The organism is Achromobacter sp. HNDS-1 (assembly GCF_040084795.1).
In the GTDB taxonomy this organism is placed as follows: domain Bacteria; phylum Pseudomonadota; class Gammaproteobacteria; order Burkholderiales; family Burkholderiaceae_B; genus Achromobacter; species Achromobacter ruhlandii.
In genome coordinates, this window is sequence record NZ_CP157584.1 from 5,491,019 (window position 1) to 5,505,930 (window position 14,912).

Annotated in this window: 15 protein-coding genes; 3 read left to right on the top strand and 12 right to left on the bottom strand. The window is 66.0% G+C overall.

Features of this window, described 5'->3' with window-relative positions:
• Nucleotides 1-77 precede the first annotated feature (77 nt).
• The 4 genes from ABFG95_RS25415 to ABFG95_RS25430 all read right to left on the bottom strand — a co-directional run bounded on the left by ABFG95_RS25415 (nucleotide 78) and on the right by ABFG95_RS25430 (nucleotide 5,724).
• Entirely contained in the window at nucleotides 78-968 is an 891-nt protein-coding gene (locus ABFG95_RS25415; protein ID WP_278991537.1) for a hypothetical protein, read from the bottom strand.
• Between the two features lie 249 nt (nucleotides 969-1,217).
• Entirely contained in the window at nucleotides 1,218-3,983 is a 2,766-nt protein-coding gene (locus ABFG95_RS25420) for a TonB-dependent receptor (protein WP_278991536.1), read from the bottom strand.
• Nucleotides 3,984-4,190: 207 nt separating this feature from the next.
• Nucleotides 4,191-5,186, bottom strand: a complete 996-nt coding sequence (locus ABFG95_RS25425; protein ID WP_100508273.1) for a FecR domain-containing protein — start codon at nucleotides 5,184-5,186, stop codon at nucleotides 4,191-4,193.
• 16 nt (nucleotides 5,187-5,202) lie between these two features.
• Complete coding sequence (locus tag ABFG95_RS25430) at nucleotides 5,203-5,724, bottom strand: sigma-70 family RNA polymerase sigma factor (protein WP_068950184.1); 522 nt, start codon at nucleotides 5,722-5,724, stop codon at nucleotides 5,203-5,205.
• An 883-nt stretch (nucleotides 5,725-6,607) separates the two neighbouring features.
• Here ABFG95_RS25430 and ABFG95_RS25435 point away from each other — a divergent pair.
• Nucleotides 6,608-6,961, top strand: a complete 354-nt coding sequence (locus ABFG95_RS25435) for a hypothetical protein (protein WP_153228277.1) — start codon at nucleotides 6,608-6,610, stop codon at nucleotides 6,959-6,961.
• Between the two features lie 153 nt (nucleotides 6,962-7,114).
• Entirely contained in the window at nucleotides 7,115-7,426 is a 312-nt protein-coding gene (locus ABFG95_RS25440; RefSeq protein WP_047992397.1) for a hypothetical protein, read from the top strand.
• 230 nt (nucleotides 7,427-7,656) lie between these two features.
• Here ABFG95_RS25440 and ABFG95_RS25445 read toward each other — a convergent pair whose 3' ends face one another.
• On the bottom strand, nucleotides 7,657-8,520 hold the full coding sequence (locus ABFG95_RS25445; RefSeq protein WP_169537776.1) for a pirin family protein: 864 nt from the start codon (nucleotides 8,518-8,520) through the stop codon (nucleotides 7,657-7,659).
• A 252-nt stretch (nucleotides 8,521-8,772) separates the two neighbouring features.
• Between ABFG95_RS25445 and ABFG95_RS25450 the strand changes: the two genes are divergently transcribed.
• The gene (locus ABFG95_RS25450; RefSeq protein ID WP_278991533.1) at nucleotides 8,773-9,315 is read left to right on the top strand and encodes a DNA-deoxyinosine glycosylase; all 543 of its coding nucleotides are present in this window, start codon (nucleotides 8,773-8,775) and stop codon (nucleotides 9,313-9,315) included.
• A gap of 113 nt (nucleotides 9,316-9,428) precedes the next feature.
• On the opposite strand, the gene ccmI is transcribed toward ABFG95_RS25450, so the two are convergent.
• The 7 genes from ccmI to ccmC are packed head-to-tail and all read right to left on the bottom strand — an operon-like array spanning nucleotide 9,429 to nucleotide 14,911.
• Nucleotides 9,429-10,406: a c-type cytochrome biogenesis protein CcmI gene (gene ccmI / locus ABFG95_RS25455; protein ID WP_348995049.1), complete on the bottom strand. Its 978-nt coding sequence runs from the start codon at nucleotides 10,404-10,406 to the stop codon at nucleotides 9,429-9,431.
• Nucleotides 10,403-10,966, bottom strand: a complete 564-nt coding sequence (locus ABFG95_RS25460) for a cytochrome c-type biogenesis protein (RefSeq protein WP_238908704.1) — start codon at nucleotides 10,964-10,966, stop codon at nucleotides 10,403-10,405. Before ABFG95_RS25460 ends, ccmI begins: the two co-directional genes overlap by 4 nt.
• On the bottom strand, nucleotides 10,956-11,480 hold the full coding sequence (locus ABFG95_RS25465) for a DsbE family thiol:disulfide interchange protein (RefSeq protein WP_278991530.1): 525 nt from the start codon (nucleotides 11,478-11,480) through the stop codon (nucleotides 10,956-10,958). Before ABFG95_RS25465 ends, ABFG95_RS25460 begins: the two co-directional genes overlap by 11 nt.
• A complete protein-coding gene (locus tag ABFG95_RS25470; RefSeq protein ID WP_278991528.1) occupies nucleotides 11,477-13,468 on the bottom strand; it encodes a heme lyase CcmF/NrfE family subunit in 1,992 nt (663 codons plus the stop codon). The genes ABFG95_RS25465 and ABFG95_RS25470 overlap by 4 nt, the downstream gene beginning before the upstream one ends.
• Complete coding sequence (ccmE, locus tag ABFG95_RS25475) at nucleotides 13,465-13,914, bottom strand: cytochrome c maturation protein CcmE (RefSeq protein WP_175145593.1); 450 nt, start codon at nucleotides 13,912-13,914, stop codon at nucleotides 13,465-13,467. The genes ABFG95_RS25470 and ccmE overlap by 4 nt, the downstream gene beginning before the upstream one ends.
• Entirely contained in the window at nucleotides 13,911-14,120 is a 210-nt protein-coding gene (ccmD, locus tag ABFG95_RS25480; protein WP_238908701.1) for a heme exporter protein CcmD, read from the bottom strand. Before ccmD ends, ccmE begins: the two co-directional genes overlap by 4 nt.
• A complete protein-coding gene (ccmC, locus tag ABFG95_RS25485) occupies nucleotides 14,117-14,911 on the bottom strand; it encodes a heme ABC transporter permease CcmC (RefSeq protein ID WP_348995050.1) in 795 nt (264 codons plus the stop codon). Before ccmC ends, ccmD begins: the two co-directional genes overlap by 4 nt.
• Nucleotide 14,912: the final 1 nt, after the last annotated feature.

Consider the following 14,912-nt stretch of genomic DNA (forward strand, 5'->3'; position numbering starts at 1 on the left):
AATATCAAATAGCAGTCCGATTTGGGTCGCTATCTATTTGATGTTGAAGAGATATTGCTCCGCCCTTCTGGTAGCGATTACTGTTTTGCGCCGATGACCGCGACGGAGCCGACGCGGTCAGGCAGACCGTTGATGGCGCCTGCGATTTCCGCGCCGTTGGGGCCAAAGAGCGTCAGGTCATATTCCGGCTTCGCTACGAGACCACCGATTTCCTTCCACGCGTCGGGATTGCTGACGTCGTTCGTGGTGATAGTCACGTCTCCGGCGAAGACCAGACCGTTGCCGGTCGCATCCAAAGCCGTCGGATCCAGCTTGCCGTTATTGATGTTGAAGACAATGTCCTTGCCGGTCGAGGATATCTTGGCAGGAATCTTGATCTCGTCCAACGAGAATGACCCCTGGCCCGTGGCGGAGTTGGGGCCCGTTACCGTGACCTGGTAATCGAACATGCCACGCGGGAAGTTCGAGAAGGTCACACCGGCGTAGTTGTAGGTGCCATTTACCAGCGTGTCCGGCGCGGTCTGCTCGCCGACGATGCTCTTGACGAAGTGGCGGCCCACTGTGCCACGTGCAAGGTTGACCACCGCCGCCGAGTAGTTCTGGCGGTAGACGCGGTATACCACCGGAGACTTGACGCCGGCGGCCGCGGAATTGTCATTGGAGGTCAGGCTCAGATCATCGTTGCGACCTGTGCCTGCGGGGCCGTTCTTGCCGTACAGGGTGAAGGCTTGCAGGGAGTTCAGATCGAATACGTTGGAAATGCCTGTGCTGGCCTGAGTCGGAACGGCCGCGGAAGTGGAGGGACCGTAGGTCTGACCGTTGTAATTGAACGAGCCCTGGTAAACGACATTTGCTTGTTCTTCCAGGTTGCTGGGTTGGTCGAGGTCCAATTGGTTCCAGCCTGCGGAGGCGACGCCGGCGGATCCGGTCATCAGCAAGGCAGCGGAAAGTGAGGCGAGTTTGCGCATGGTCGTGTCCTTGAAGAGGGATGATGAACGATCCCCAGTGGCAACAAGGGTTGATTTTTGGGGACCCGGGTGAACCCGGCAGCCAGCGTTGTCGCCAGGACTGGGACCTGATCGGCTAGGATCCACACATCTAGGAGGACACGCGACCAGTGGTGAAAGTGCACGCCGTGTGGCAAACCCATGCAGCCTTTCGTCCGATTCGGTTATCTGCGGCAGAGGACGGCTGCGCGTCGGATGATCCGGATACCTTCACAAGCGGTAGCTCAAGGTCAGCAACGCATTCCGTGGCGGTGCTGAATTAAAGGAGCGTTCATGCTGGTAGTAGACCTTGTCGAATATGTTGTTGACGTTCAGTTGCATGCTGAAGTGCCGGTCGATCTGGTAGCGCGCCATTAGGTCGACGACGTAGTAGGCGTCCTGTCGCATCAGGTAGTCCTGCTTGCGGCGCTCTAAGTCCATGGGAATCCAGGCGGACTGTGTGCGGCTCTGCCAGCGCACGCCCGCGCCAATGGTCAGGCGTTTGACGCGATAGGTGGTGAACAACTTGAAGGATTGTTCGGGCGCGCGATAGCTGCCGGTCAGGTCGTCAACCGCCGAAAACATGATCTCCCCCTTGAATGGCGGCAGGACCTGTTTTTGTTTGACGTAGCCCACGGCGATATTCCAGTCTTTCGTGATCGCGCCGGTGGCATTGAATTCCCATCCATAGACGCGCCAGCCGTTGTTGTCAGTAGTCGGGGCGTTGGGGTCGTAGCTTTGAAAGGGAAAGTCCTTTTGTGTCATCCTGAAGTAGGATGCTGCGATATTGAGGCGTTCGTCGAAAAATGCGCCTTTGAGGCCTCCCTCCTCGGTGATCGAGCGCACCGGGGGGAGGTAATCGCCGGTAATGGCGTTGGTGCCACCGTTTGAACCGTTATAGACAGGGTCGCGCACGTAGGACGTTGTATAGCTGCCGTAGGCATTGATCTGCGGCGTCAGTTCGACGATCAGACCGCCATAGGGCAGGAACTTCGGGCGCATGGTGGGGTTGGTGGAATTGGGAAGGAAGTGGGTGGAGTTGCAGTGGTCGACTAGACAGTCGGTGTCGACATGGTCCGTCTCCACATCCTTGGCCCAACGCCCGCCCAGAATGAGATGAACGCGCGAAATCGGTCGCAAATGGCTGCTGAAGTAGTACCCGGTTTGCCGGCGCTTGGTGATATATCGTTCCCTGGCGCTGTACATGTCCCTGCGGGAGCCGGCCAACTCTGATTCCTCGGGAAGGCGAGCGGTCCAGCCTTCGATGGGAATGGCACCTATCGACGTGCGATCCATGGGCGACCTCGGTGGGAGGCAAGAGCGATTGCGGCGGCCACATGACTCGAAAGCGAGTAGGGGGTATTCCGCCGTCCCGAAGGAATCATAGCCACCGTAGACCATGTGATTCACGTTATAGGCATTGGCGCCCACGACGAATTCCTGGTCTCGGCCGAATGCCTCAATACGGCCTTTCAGGTGAACATCCACGGCATTGACGATGTTCTCTTGATGGTCGCGTTTGGCAACGTAGCTGGCCAACCCCGCTTGGGGCACGTAATAGCGGGATCCCATTTCCCCGTACAACTGGTCGTCCATGTTGCTGGCATGGTTGTAGCTGGCCTTGAATGACCAGTCGTCGTTGAAATCATGGTCCCAGGTGAGAAACAGATTGGTGTAATTACGATGGGTGTGTGACCAAGGGGTTGCGTTATTGAAGCCGCGCGAGACGCCTCTGGTTGGCAATACGCTGTCGCCTGGTGGCAGGTCGCGTATGCCCTCCGGTAGAAATTCTTTTTCTCCAGGCCGGAATCTGTTGTTTGACACTTCCGAATACCTCGCCAAGCCATGCGGCGAGGCCCCGTCCAGCTTGAAGTCGAATTGCGTCACGCCGGCGCTGATGCGGTTGTTCTCCGTCACATCCAATTGCCCGATCAGCGACACCGCGCCTCGATCGCTCTTGACCCGCTCGACCCAGTGATTACCCTTTTGCATGGCTGCCGCCAGCCGCACCCGGAACCGGTCGTTGACCGGCGTGGAGAGGTCCAGCTCGGCGCGGCGATTATTCCAGCTGCCGTATTTCAAATTCGCCGACAGGTGACGATCCAGGTAGGGATACTTGCGCACGAAGTTCAGGCTGGCCGACGCATCGCCTTCGCCGCCGGTCAGGCTGTTGGAGCCGCGGATCACATCGATGCGCTCGTACAGAAAGGAATCCTGCAGCCCGATGTTGCCGTTGGCGGAGCCGGACAGTATGTAGCTGCTGGCCATGACGCCATCCATTTGCACCGAAGTGACCGGAAAAGTCCGTGAATAGACAGGTTGGTTCCCGGCGCCCGCCACGCCGGCGCTAATCAGTGTGATGCCCGGCGTCTGGTCCAGCACTTCACTGACCGTCAACAACCCCTGATCCTGAATCTGCTGCGCCGTGAACGTGGTGATGCTCTGCGGCGTTTCCTTTGGCGCCAGGTCGAGCTTGGTGGCGCTGGACGTGCTGCTGACGGTGTAGCCCCGGTTGGGCGCGTCGCCTTCGCGGTAGCCGCTGACGGTGACGGCGTTCAGCTGGGTCACATCGGTGGCGTCCTCGCCTGCCGCCTTCGGCAAGCCGCGCAGCATGTAGCGCCCCGGCGCACGCGCCACCGCTTCGAATCCGCTGCCTTGCAGAATGCGGCGGAAACCCGCCTCCACCTCAAAACTTCCCTGCAACCCGGCGGATTCCTTTCCCGCAAGCAGCGAGGCGTCGAACGACAGGCTGACGTCGACCGCCTGCGCGTACTGGTTCAGCACCGTGGTCAGCGGACCGGCCGGGATGTCCACCTGCAAGGTGCTGGCGGCGAGGGCTGCCGAGGGCGTTTGCGCGTGGGCGGCGCGCAGCGGCGTGAAGGCGGCCAACAGGCATATGAGCGTGAGATTCAGCGTGAACTGGCGCGCTCCCGGCGCGGCAGGGTGCGAGGAGCGGCCAGGCGCGCAGGCCGTTGAAGTGGAGGGGTGATCGTGCATGGACATATCGCGGCAGAGTGATTGAACGGGAAGCGAGGCCATGGCCGGAACCGGTTCGGTTCGCGTCCATGGCGAGCGCCATCGTCATTGAGGACACGCGACGTACTACGAAAGTGCAAATGCGATTGAAAAAAAAACTTATGTGATCGCTTTTACGCTTGACCCGTGGCGTCAGGCACGAGGCTGCCGCCTGCGCCACCGCCCCGGCTACGCCCCTGGGCGCGCCAGCACCGTCACCCAGTAGCGCGTATGCCGCCGCACCTGCACAGGGAAACTGTCCGAGATTGCTTCCAGCGCCTCGTCGGTGTCCCGCAATGAGAAGACCCCGGAGACCTTCAGATCGGCCACCGCCGGATCGCACCGCAGAATGCCGGGCCGATAACGCGCCAGTTCGGCGACGACCTCGGCCAGTGGCCGATCCTCCACCACCAGACGGCCATGCAGCCAAGCCTGCGCATCCAAGGACGCGGCGCCCACCGGCCCCGCGCCGTCGGCATCGAACGACACCGCCTGACCGGCGCGCAGCAGCACCGCAGGGATGCGGATCGAAGGGTGATTCTGCGTCTGGCCAGGCAGGATGGTGGCCGACTGTTGCAACACCTGCACCCGCGTGTCGCGGGTATCCAGCCGCACCGTTAAGCGGGCTTCCTGCGGCAGGATGTCGCCATGCGGCGTGCTGACGACGAACGGGCGCGGCATGGCCCGCGAGGTCTGGTCCTGATGGACCTGCATCAGGATCTCGCCGGCACGCAGCACCACCCGACGCCGCGCGTCGCTGAAATCCAGCGTCACGCGGGTGGCGGTGTTCAGATAGAGCTGCGAGCCGTCGTCCAGTTGGAATTGGCGGAATTCGCCGGTCGCGGTCCGCCAGATGTCCGGCTCCCCTGACCGCATGACGCCATAGGCGCCGGTGGTCAGCAGGCCCATCCCCATCAACGACAGCAGGCTGCGGCGCTGTGCGCGCCGGCGCGCGGACGGGGTGAGCACGGCCGTGGCAACATCGGCCGGCACGCGGCTGAAGGCGCACCGCATCTTCTGCAGCCGTTCCCAGGCCTGGCGATGCGTGGGACTGGCGTCGAGCCAGGCCTGCCAGTCAACGCGATCGCGCGGCGTCGCGTCTTCGGCCATGAGGCAGGCAAACCAGCGGGCGGCTTCGTGTACGGCCGATTCCTCGGCGGACGACGGCGGGCGGGACTCGGCCATGCAACCTGCCGGGGGATCAGAAGGCCGCCAGGCAGCAGTGCGCCATGGCGCGCGCGATGTAGTTCTTCACCGTGCGCAGCGAGACATTCAGATTCACGGCGATCTGCGTGTAGGGCAACCCCTGGAACTGCGATAGCACCAGGGCCTGCCGCACCTTCGGGTCGAGGCCGTCGAGCATGCGATCGAACTCGAACAACGCCTCGCGCACCAGCGCCTGGGTTTCGAGGGAAGGCACCTGCTGCGGCGGCAGGGTGGCCAGGACTTCGAGATAGGCGATTTCCAGCGCCTGCCGCCGGTAGAAATTGGCCACCAGCCGTCCGGCCACGGTAGCCAGATAGGCGCGCGGTTCGCGCAGGGGGGAGGTGTCGATGTGGAGGGGCGTGGCGGCGCATAGCACTCGGACGAAGGTGTCCTGAGTCAGATCGTCGGCGTCTTCCGCGCGGCGGACTTTAGTGCGAAGCCAGTTGCGCAGCCAACCGTGATGCTCGCGGTATAGGCCACCGACCTGGTGGGCGGTGGGGGCGAGGCACTTTTTCATGGTGGGTGCGGCGGGGGGATGAAGTGCGAATGGGAAGTGTTTTGTTTTTATAGTCGATGGGATAGGGGGATGGGCGGGGGGCTGTGGGAAATCGGGTTTGTCTGAGGGGGGAGGGCACCGTCGTGGCTGTCGGGGAAGTGCTTGGTCAGCTTAATGTGGGTCACTGATGTGATTTGGCAAGGACCGCTTCCGGCCATGAACTGACATTCGTAGCCACTGCAAAATTCGACTACGATCCATTCGTTAAAACTAGGAGAGTTTGGTGAGTGAAATTCAATACGCGCGCGCCCTTTCCCTCCTGGAGAACCCCGAGAGCTACCCTCTTCTCCCACAAAGAAATTTCATAAGGCTGTTTAGGGTGTGGGTCTACCCGACCTTCGCGCCTTACGTCGCATGGTCTCTAGCGCAAGCCAGCGAACAGTTCTACATTCGCCGGGTAGTGTGGGATCAGGTTCATACCGTCGATTTGGAGCCAATCACATTCGGTACTGAATTGCCTGTTCTCGAGGAGACCTTTCACAAGTTGTTGGCCGAACTTCGTGCGATGCAGCTAACCCCATTTACGTTGGCATCAGCCACTGGTGTCGACGGCACATCCTACGGAGTGGAAGTCGGCACGTTCAACCCATCAGGTCGTCTCAGTTGGTGGGGTAATCCACCGGAAGCGTGGTCTCCACTCCAAGCTTGGCATACATGCGCGACACAACTCTTTGAGTCCTTACTCCCACTAAGTACGCCCGACCTTCGTCGTTTAGGGGCTTCTTCCTAGAGGCCGACCCCGTTGCCATGTCTGGGCTCCATCGGCTGCGACTGGCGGAAACGGGTCGGGATCGGTCTCTCGTCATAGACGGCACCCGGCCACAAGTGGAAGTAGAATGCCCCCATGATATCCGACGACACTATTGAAGGCTTAGAGGGTTGGTTCCAACCTTGGAACGAACACGATCTGACGACGAGACCATTCGTGAATATAGGTGGAACGTACACCATTTACACGGGACGACTGACCGAAGCCGAGCTCGCAGCTCTTGGCAGCTTATTTCTCCGATTGCCAGGAGCGCGGCCGAACTCGATGGGTTTTTTCAGCAATGCCTTGGGTGAGCCTTCACTTGTGACGTCATTTGAACCGTCAGGCATAACGGTCTGGGGTGAGACAACGCCGGAACAATGGGCTGAGTGGGACACCGCGTTCAGAACGGCTGTCGAGCAGGCCAAGCTTCCGCGCTTTCCGGCGTAGATCGGCTTTGCAAGCCTCGCATGAGCGGCCGCTTTGGGTCGGAAGCGGTCGGACGTCTCGAGGTACTTCCGCCAAGGCTACGGCCACCTTCAGCGAACCAAATCTCAATTTGGACGAAATTCGACAGCTCAACTCTGATTACCCGGAGGCGCCGTGCGCGACATCCAAATCCGCAAGCTAAGTCTCAAGTCCGTGTTCAAGCTCATCGCCATAGGGCAGTACCTCGCTTGGATCCCGTTCTCGATCCTGTGCGCCATCGGCACTTTCTTCGGCTTGGGCTCGATCCAATGGAACGGCCGCGTCCTGGAGGGTCTTGATGCGCTATTGATTAGCCCGGTGATCGGTTTCATCATCGCCACCGGCATCACGCTGGTCGTAGGCACGAGCACCGCCGTGGGGCTGTGGCTTTGGTCCAAGCTGCGCCCGCTCAACCTGCGTTTCAAGGACGTCGATCCAGCCACATGAACCGCATCTCGGGTCCGCTGGCGCACTGCGTCCGCCTGCCCTCAAAACCCGCGCCTTGTTATTTTTCAAATTGAGTGACCAAATTCCAAGTCCGTTGAACTTCAACAGTCGGTTTAGGGTCGTAACGCGACTCCCACGCCTCTCCGTTGCCTAACAAAAAGCCGCGTTCCCCAACCCAGGAAACGCGGCCTCATCCAGCAGGACCGACCAGCTATGGCCGGTCCCGCCCTTTAATGCATCTGCCCATACTTCCCGGCATTGAAGTCCTGGATCGCCTCGACGATCTCCGCCTGTGAATTCATCACAAACGGCCCGTATCCCACCACCGGCTCGTCGATCGGCTCGCCGCTCAACACCAGGAACACGGCGTCGTTGTTGGCTTCGACCGTGATCTCGTCGCCATCCTGCGAGAACAGCGTCAGTTGCGCGTCGCGGGCCACGGCTTCGCCGTTGACCAGCACCGTGCCGCGCAGCATCACCAGCATGCTGTTGCGGCCCGCCGGGATCGCGAAGGTCGCGGTCTTGCCGGCGGACAGGCGCACGTCCCACACGTCGATCGGCGTGAAGGTGCGGGCCGGACCGGTCTGGCCGCCGTAGCTGCCGGCGATGACGCGCAGCGAGCCGGCATCGCCAGGCAGCGACACCACCGGGATCTCCGCATTCAGCAGGCTCTGGTAGCCGGCCGGCGCCTTCTTGTCCTTGGCCGGCAGGTTGACCCACAGCTGCACCATCTCCAGCTCGCCGCCCTGGCGGGTGAACGCGGGGGAGTGGAACTCTTCATGCAGGATGCCCGAGGCGGCCGTCATCCACTGCACGTCGCCGGGCCCGATGACGCCGCCGTTGCCGGTGGAGTCGCGGTGCTCGACCTCGCCGCTGTAGACGATGGTCACGGTTTCGAAGCCGCGGTGCGGATGCTGGCCGACGCCGCGCGGTTGCGTGGCCGGCGCGAATTGCGCCGGGCCGGCGTAGTCCAGGAGCAGGAACGGGCTGACGTTCTTGCCCTTGTCGTTGTACGAGAACATCGAGCGCACCGGAAAGCCGTCGCCCACCCAGTGGGGACGCGGGCTGGCATGCACACCCAGAATCTTCTTCATGATCGTCATTCCTGTTGCGCGGCCCCTGCGGGGCCGTTCGTCATACCTGTCAAGATAAGGGCGGGAGGCCGCTTTCGGTAGTCCCCGCCATTGATAAGCACTGTTCCAGGAATAGGACACTGATAGCGTCAGACCTGGGCAGGTGTTGCCAGTGAGGCACGCGCGGAGTCGGGAGGATTCCGGGCCTGGACCCGTTCCGGTGGCCGGCGCGGGCGGCGGCGGAAGGCCCGCGAACCCGGGTATTCTTGCGCCATGCAACGAATTGCCGATACCACCGTGGCCGACCGATATGCCCACGTCCAGGGCTTCGCCCCGGTTGCCGCCGCCGACGCCCGCATCCTGGTGCTGGGCTCCATGCCCGGCGTCGCCTCGCTGCGGCAGGCGCGTTATTACGCCCATCCGCGCAACGCCTTCTGGCCTATCGCGGGCCAGGTGCTGGGGTTCGATCCCGCCGCCGACTACCCGCGGCGCCTGCAAGCGCTGCGATCCGCCGGCGTCGCGCTCTGGGACGTGCTGCAGGCCTGCGAACGGCCGGGCAGCCTGGATGCGGACATCCGCAGCGATACCCTGGTGCCCAACGACTTCGCGGCGTTCCTGTTGGCGCATCCGCGCCTGGTGCGGGTCTGCTTCAACGGGGGCAAGGCGGCCAGCCTCTACCGCCGCCATGTGTTGCCGCGCCTGCCAGCGCGGCCGCTGGAATACGTCGACCTGCCATCCACCAGCCCGGCCCACGCGGCCGCGTCGTTCGAGAAGAAGCTGGCCGCCTGGCGCGAGGCGTTGACGGTGCCTGCCTGATCCTGCGCCGGGGCGCTGGCGTCGCCCGGGCAGCGACGCACGGCGGGAGATCTCGCGCCGCAAAGGGCAACGGGAACAGGGGGGCGTGGATTGGCCGTGAGGAATGCGGACGGTCAATCCTGCCGGCCGCGGCCGCCACTGGCGCGAGCCCCCGGCGGGAAGGCGGGGCCTTCCGCGCCGGCCGCCGCGCGATCAGCCGCCGCTCGATCAGCCGCTCCACCATCGGTCGCCGCACCCTCGGCCGCCCGGCGGGCCTGCGCCAGGCTGGCCTGGACCTGCTCGTGGACGGGGCCATCCGGGTCGACCAGCGGCAGCAGGCGTTCCCAGGCGTCGATGGCGCCGTGGAAGTCGCCGCGGAAAAACGCGCTGGTGCCGGCCAGGGCCAGGCCTTTCACGTCGTCGGGCGCAAGCGCCAGCAGCCGGCCGATCAGGCGGTCGGGTTCGCCCGAAAAATCTCCGTCCGCCGCGGTGGCCAGGAGGTCGGCCCAGTCCGCCAGCACGCCGGGATCCTGCGGCGCCCGGGCGCCCATGCGCGCCCAGGTTGCCGCGCCGCCGGCGAAATCCCCCAGCGTCGCGTAGGTGTGGGCCAATGTCGTCCAGCCCTCGGTGTCGTCCGGGTGGGCCTGCAGGTGCTGGATCAGGCCGGCCAGCCGTTCGGCCATGGGATCGCCGGGGTCGTGGCCGGCGCTGGCGGAGGGCGACGCGTGCGGGTCGGCGTCCGCCGGCGTCAGGGCCGCCGGGTTGCCGAGCGCCGCGTACAGGCCGACGCTGATCGCGCCCAGCCCCAAGGCCACCGCCAGGGCCCAGAGGGGCGCGGGCCGGGTATCGAGGCGGTCCGGCGCCGCGCATCCTTCCCGCAGGGCGCGCCGTTCGATCTCGGTGCGCGCCTGGGCATAGTGGTCCGGTGCGAGGCGCCCGCTGGCATGGTCGGCCTGCAATTGCGCCAGTTGTTCGCGCAGCACCGCCAGCGATGCCTGCGCCTGGGGCGAGCCGCCGCGGCGGCCGGCGGCCTCTGGCGCCAGCAGGGGCGGCAGCACGAACAGCAGGGCGACGGCGACCATGCCGGCCGCGAGGAGCCAGAACAGGGTCATGGAGCGCGCTCCCCGCCGGCGGCGGACGGCCCGGCGTCTTGCGGGGGCTCGGCCAGCAGGGCCCGGGCCGCCTGCGCTTGCGGCGCGGGCAAGGGCGCCTCCGGCGCGCGGGCATGGCGCCGCAAGCGCCACAGCAGGCCGCCCATGGCGCCGGCAAGCAGCACGCCGGGCCCGATCCACAGCAGCGCGGTGCGGGCTTTCAGCGGCGGGCGATAGAGCACGTAGTCGCCATAGCGCGATACCAGGAACTGGCGCACCTGGACCTCGTCCTGACCCGAGCGGAACAGGCGACGCACTTCGTCGCGCAGGTCGCGCGCCAGCGGCGCGCGCGAGTCCGCCAGGGATTCGTTCTGGCACACCAGGCAGCGCAGGTCGCGCGTGAAGGCCTGGACGTGCGCTTCCAGGGCGGGGTCGGACGCGGCGGCGGGCGCCTCGCTGGCCACGGCCCGGGCCGCAATGAATAGCGCCAGCGCGATGCCGCGGCCGGTCGCGTGCCAACCGCTGGCCACGGCGGTGCGTCCTATCGTGGGGCGAGGCTGGCGGGGGATGTCAGGGTTCATTCAGCGCCCGGGGGATCAGGATGTTGTCGAGCACGTCCTGCGTGACCGGCCCGACGTGCTTGTAGCGGATGACGCCCTGGGCGTCGATGAGAAAGGTCTCGGGCACGCCGTACACGCCATAGTCGATGCCGAGTCTGCCGCGCGGGTCGAGCACCGTGGCGGTGTAGGGGTTGCCCAGGCGCGCCAGCCATGCGCGCGCCGCGCTGTCTTCGTCCTTGTAGTCCAGCCCGACGATGGCAATGCGGCCTTCGCGGGCGGCGCGCAGCAGCACGGGGTGTTCGACGCGGCAGGCGACGCACCAGCTGGCCCAGACGTTGAGCAGCCAGACCCGGCCGCGCATGTCGTCCAGCCCGAACTGGCCTCCCGGCGCGTCTAGCCGCGCCAGCGTGAAGGGCGGCGCTGGCCGGCGAACCAGGGGCGAGGGCAGTTCGCGCGGGTCCAGGCCCAGGCCGACGGCGAGCATGGCTACCAGCCCGAGAAACAACAGCAGGGGCACGAGGGATCGCAGTTTCATGGCAGTTCGCTTTGCGGGGGCCGGGCTTGGCCCGGGGGCGAGGCGTCGCGCCGCGAAGCCGGCTTGCGGTAGCGGCGGTCGGCGGCGGCGGCCAGGCCGCCCAGGATCATTAGCGCGCAGCCGGCCCAGATCCAGCTGATGAACGGCTTGTGGAACAGGTTCACGATCCAGCCGCCGTCGGGCAGGCTTTCGCCCAGCGCGGTGTAGAGATCGCGCAAGGGGCCGACGTCGATGGCCGATTGCGTCATCGGCATCGCTTGCGTCACGTAGTGGCGGGTCTCCGGTCGCAGCGTGGCGACATGCCTGCCGCCGCGCGCGACATCGAGGGTGGCGCGCGCGGCGATCCAGTTGGGGCCGGCGACCTGCTCGACGCCGCCGAAGGTGAAGGTGTACCCGGCCAGATGGGCGGTCTGGCCGGGCAGCATGCGCACGTCGAGCTGGGACTGGAAGCTGTTGACCATGGTGACGCCGATGATGAACACGCCCAGGCCCAGATGCGCCAGCCACATGCCCCACCAGCTCCCGGGGATGCCGCGCAGGCGGGTGGCGATGTCGGCCCGCCCGCCGCCGTGCAGGCGCTCCGCCAGCAATTGCAGGCTGCCCAGCACGATCCAGGCCGCCAGCGCCAGGCCCAGGCAGGTGCGCCAGGTGAAGTGCCCGAGCCCGTGGCCCAGCGCCGGGCCCAGCAGCGCGCTGGCGAGCGCGGCCGGCCCCAGGCGGCGCGCCAGCCGTTGCCAGGTGTCGGCCTTCCAGCGCGCCACGGCGCCAGGCACCAGCAGCGCGAGCACCGGCGTCATCAACGGCACGAAGGTGGTGTCGAAGTAGGGCGGTCCCACCGAAATCTTGCCCAGGCCCAGGGCGTCGAGCAACAGCGGGTAGAGGGTGCCGAGCAGCACCGCCGCGCAGGCCACGGACAGCAGCGCGTTGTTGGCCAGCAAGGCGGCGTCGCGCGATACCAATTGGAAGTGGCCGCCGCCCTGCAGCCGCGGGGCGCGCCAGGCGTATAGCAGCAGCGATGCGCCCACCACCGTCACCAGCAGGCACAGGATGAACAGGCCGCGCGCCGGGTCGGTGGCGAAGGCGTGCACCGAGGTGACGACGCCGGATCGCACCAGGAACGTGCCCAGCAGCGATAGCGAGAAGGTGCCGATCGCCAACAGCACGGTCCAGCCGCGGAACGCGCCGCGCTTTTCGGTCACGGCCAGCGAGTGGATCAGCGCGGTGCCCAGCAGCCACGGCATGAACGAGGCGTTCTCGACCGGATCCCAGAACCACCAGCCGCCCCAGCCCAGCTCGTAATAGGCCCAGCTCGATCCCACCGCGATGCCGGCGGTCAGCAGCACCCAGGCGGCCACGGTCCAGGGCCGCGACCAGCGCGCCCAGGCGGCATCCAGGCGTCCCGTCATCAGGGCCGCGATGGCAAAGGCGAAGGCGATGCTGAAGCCCACGTAGCCCAGGTACAGCAAGGGCGGGTGGATGATCATGCCGGGGTCCTGCAACAGCGGGTTCAGGTCGCGGCCCTCGCGCGCCGCGGGCAGCAGGCGGGCGAAGGGGTTGGAGGTCAGCAGCGTGAAGGCGGTGAAGCCCGCGCCGACCGCGCCCAGCACGCCCAGGACGCGCGCCGTGAATGCCTCGGGCAGCCCGCGGCTCCAGCGCGTCACCGCCATCGTCCACAGCGACAGCGAAACGATCCACAGCAACATGGAGCCCTCGTGGTTGCCCCAGACCGCGGTGATCCGGTAGATCAGCGGCGTGCGGCTGTGGCTGTTGTCCGCCACCAGCCGCACGGAGAAATCATTGGCGATGAAAAGCAGGTGCAGGCAGGCGTATGACAGCAGCACGAACAGCAGTTGCCCGCGCGCGGCGCCGCGGCCGACCGCCATCAGCGCCGCGCGGCCGCGCCAGGCGCCATACAGCGGCACGATGGCCTGCACCAGCGCCAGCGCGAAGCCGAGCACCAGGGAAAAGTGGCCGACTTCGGCGATCATGGCCGCACCGTCCTGCTGGCGTCGTGGGCGCGCGCGATGGCGTCGCGCACTTCGATCGGCGTGTAGTTCTCGTCGTGGCGCGCCAGCACGCTGGTCGCGGTGAACACGCCGTCGGTGTCCAGCGTGCCTTGGGCGACCACGCCCGTGCCTTCGCGGAACAGGTCGGGCAGGGCGCCGCGATACACCACGGGCACCTCGTGGGCGGTGTCGGTGACGATGAAACGCACGCCCAGACCGTCCGGCTCGCGTTGCAGCGAGCCGGCCAGCACCATGCCGCCGACGCGGAACAGCCGCTGTCGTGGCGCCTCGCCGCGCGCGATTTCGCTGGGCGTGTGAAAGAACACCAGGTTCTGGCGCATGGCCGTCAGGATCAGGGCGGCAGCCGCGCTCAACAGCGCGACCGCACAGAGCAGCAGGAGCAGACGCCGGCGGCGGGGGGAAGTCATGCCGGTCCTCCGTCGTGTGATTGCTGCCTGGCCGTGGGATTGGCGCTAGCCAGCGCCGCCAGGCGCCGCAGCGCGCGGCGCCGCCGCCGGGCCAGCGACACGCATTCGGCCAGCACCAGCAGGGCCAGCATGCCGTAGCTGCCCCAGACGAAGGCGGCGCGCCCGCCCATGTGCCAGAACGCGGCCCAGGATTGCCAATGCATCATGCCGGCTCCTTGCGCGTCGCCGTCTCGCGGCGCGCCAGCTCGCGCACCCAGCCGGCCGGCCACTCCCGCTCCAGCATCATGACGCGCGCGCGCGCCAGCGCCACGGCGGCGGTGTAGGCCCACGCGGCCAGGGCCATGAGCAGCATGGCGGCCAGCATGGTCGCCGCCATGGACGGCGCGCGCGTCAGGCTGACCGAAGCGCCCTGGTGCAGCGTGCTCCACCAGGACACCGAGAAATAGATGACCGGTACGTTGATGGCGCCCACCAGGGCCACCAGCGCCCCGGCGCGGTCGCCGCGATGGGGATCGACGGTCAGGGCGGTCAGCGCCAGATAGCCCAGGTACAGGAACCCCAGGATCAGTTGTGAGGTGAGCCGCGCGTCCCAGACCCAGTAAGCGCCCCAGGTTGGCCGGCCCCATAGCGCGCCGCTCCAGAGCGCGACGAAGCAGAACAGCGCGCCGGTGGGAGCCAGCGCGCGCGCCATGATGAACGACAGGCGGGTGCGCAGGATCAGGCCGAGCGCGGACCAGAACGCCATCAGCAGATAGATGAACAGCGACATCCACGCGGCGGCGACGTGGATGAAGATGATGCGGTAGACCTCGCCCTGGGTGGCATCGGTGGGCGCGACGAAAAAGCCGATCGCCAGGCCGCATGCGCCAAGCAGGATGGCGAGCCCGCCACACCAGGGAACCAGCCTGCCCGCCAGCGGATAGAAGGCCTGTGGCGCGGCGAACCGCAGCAGACGGCTGGCGTGGCGGGCGGGAGGAGCGGGCGGGAGGGCAGGCATG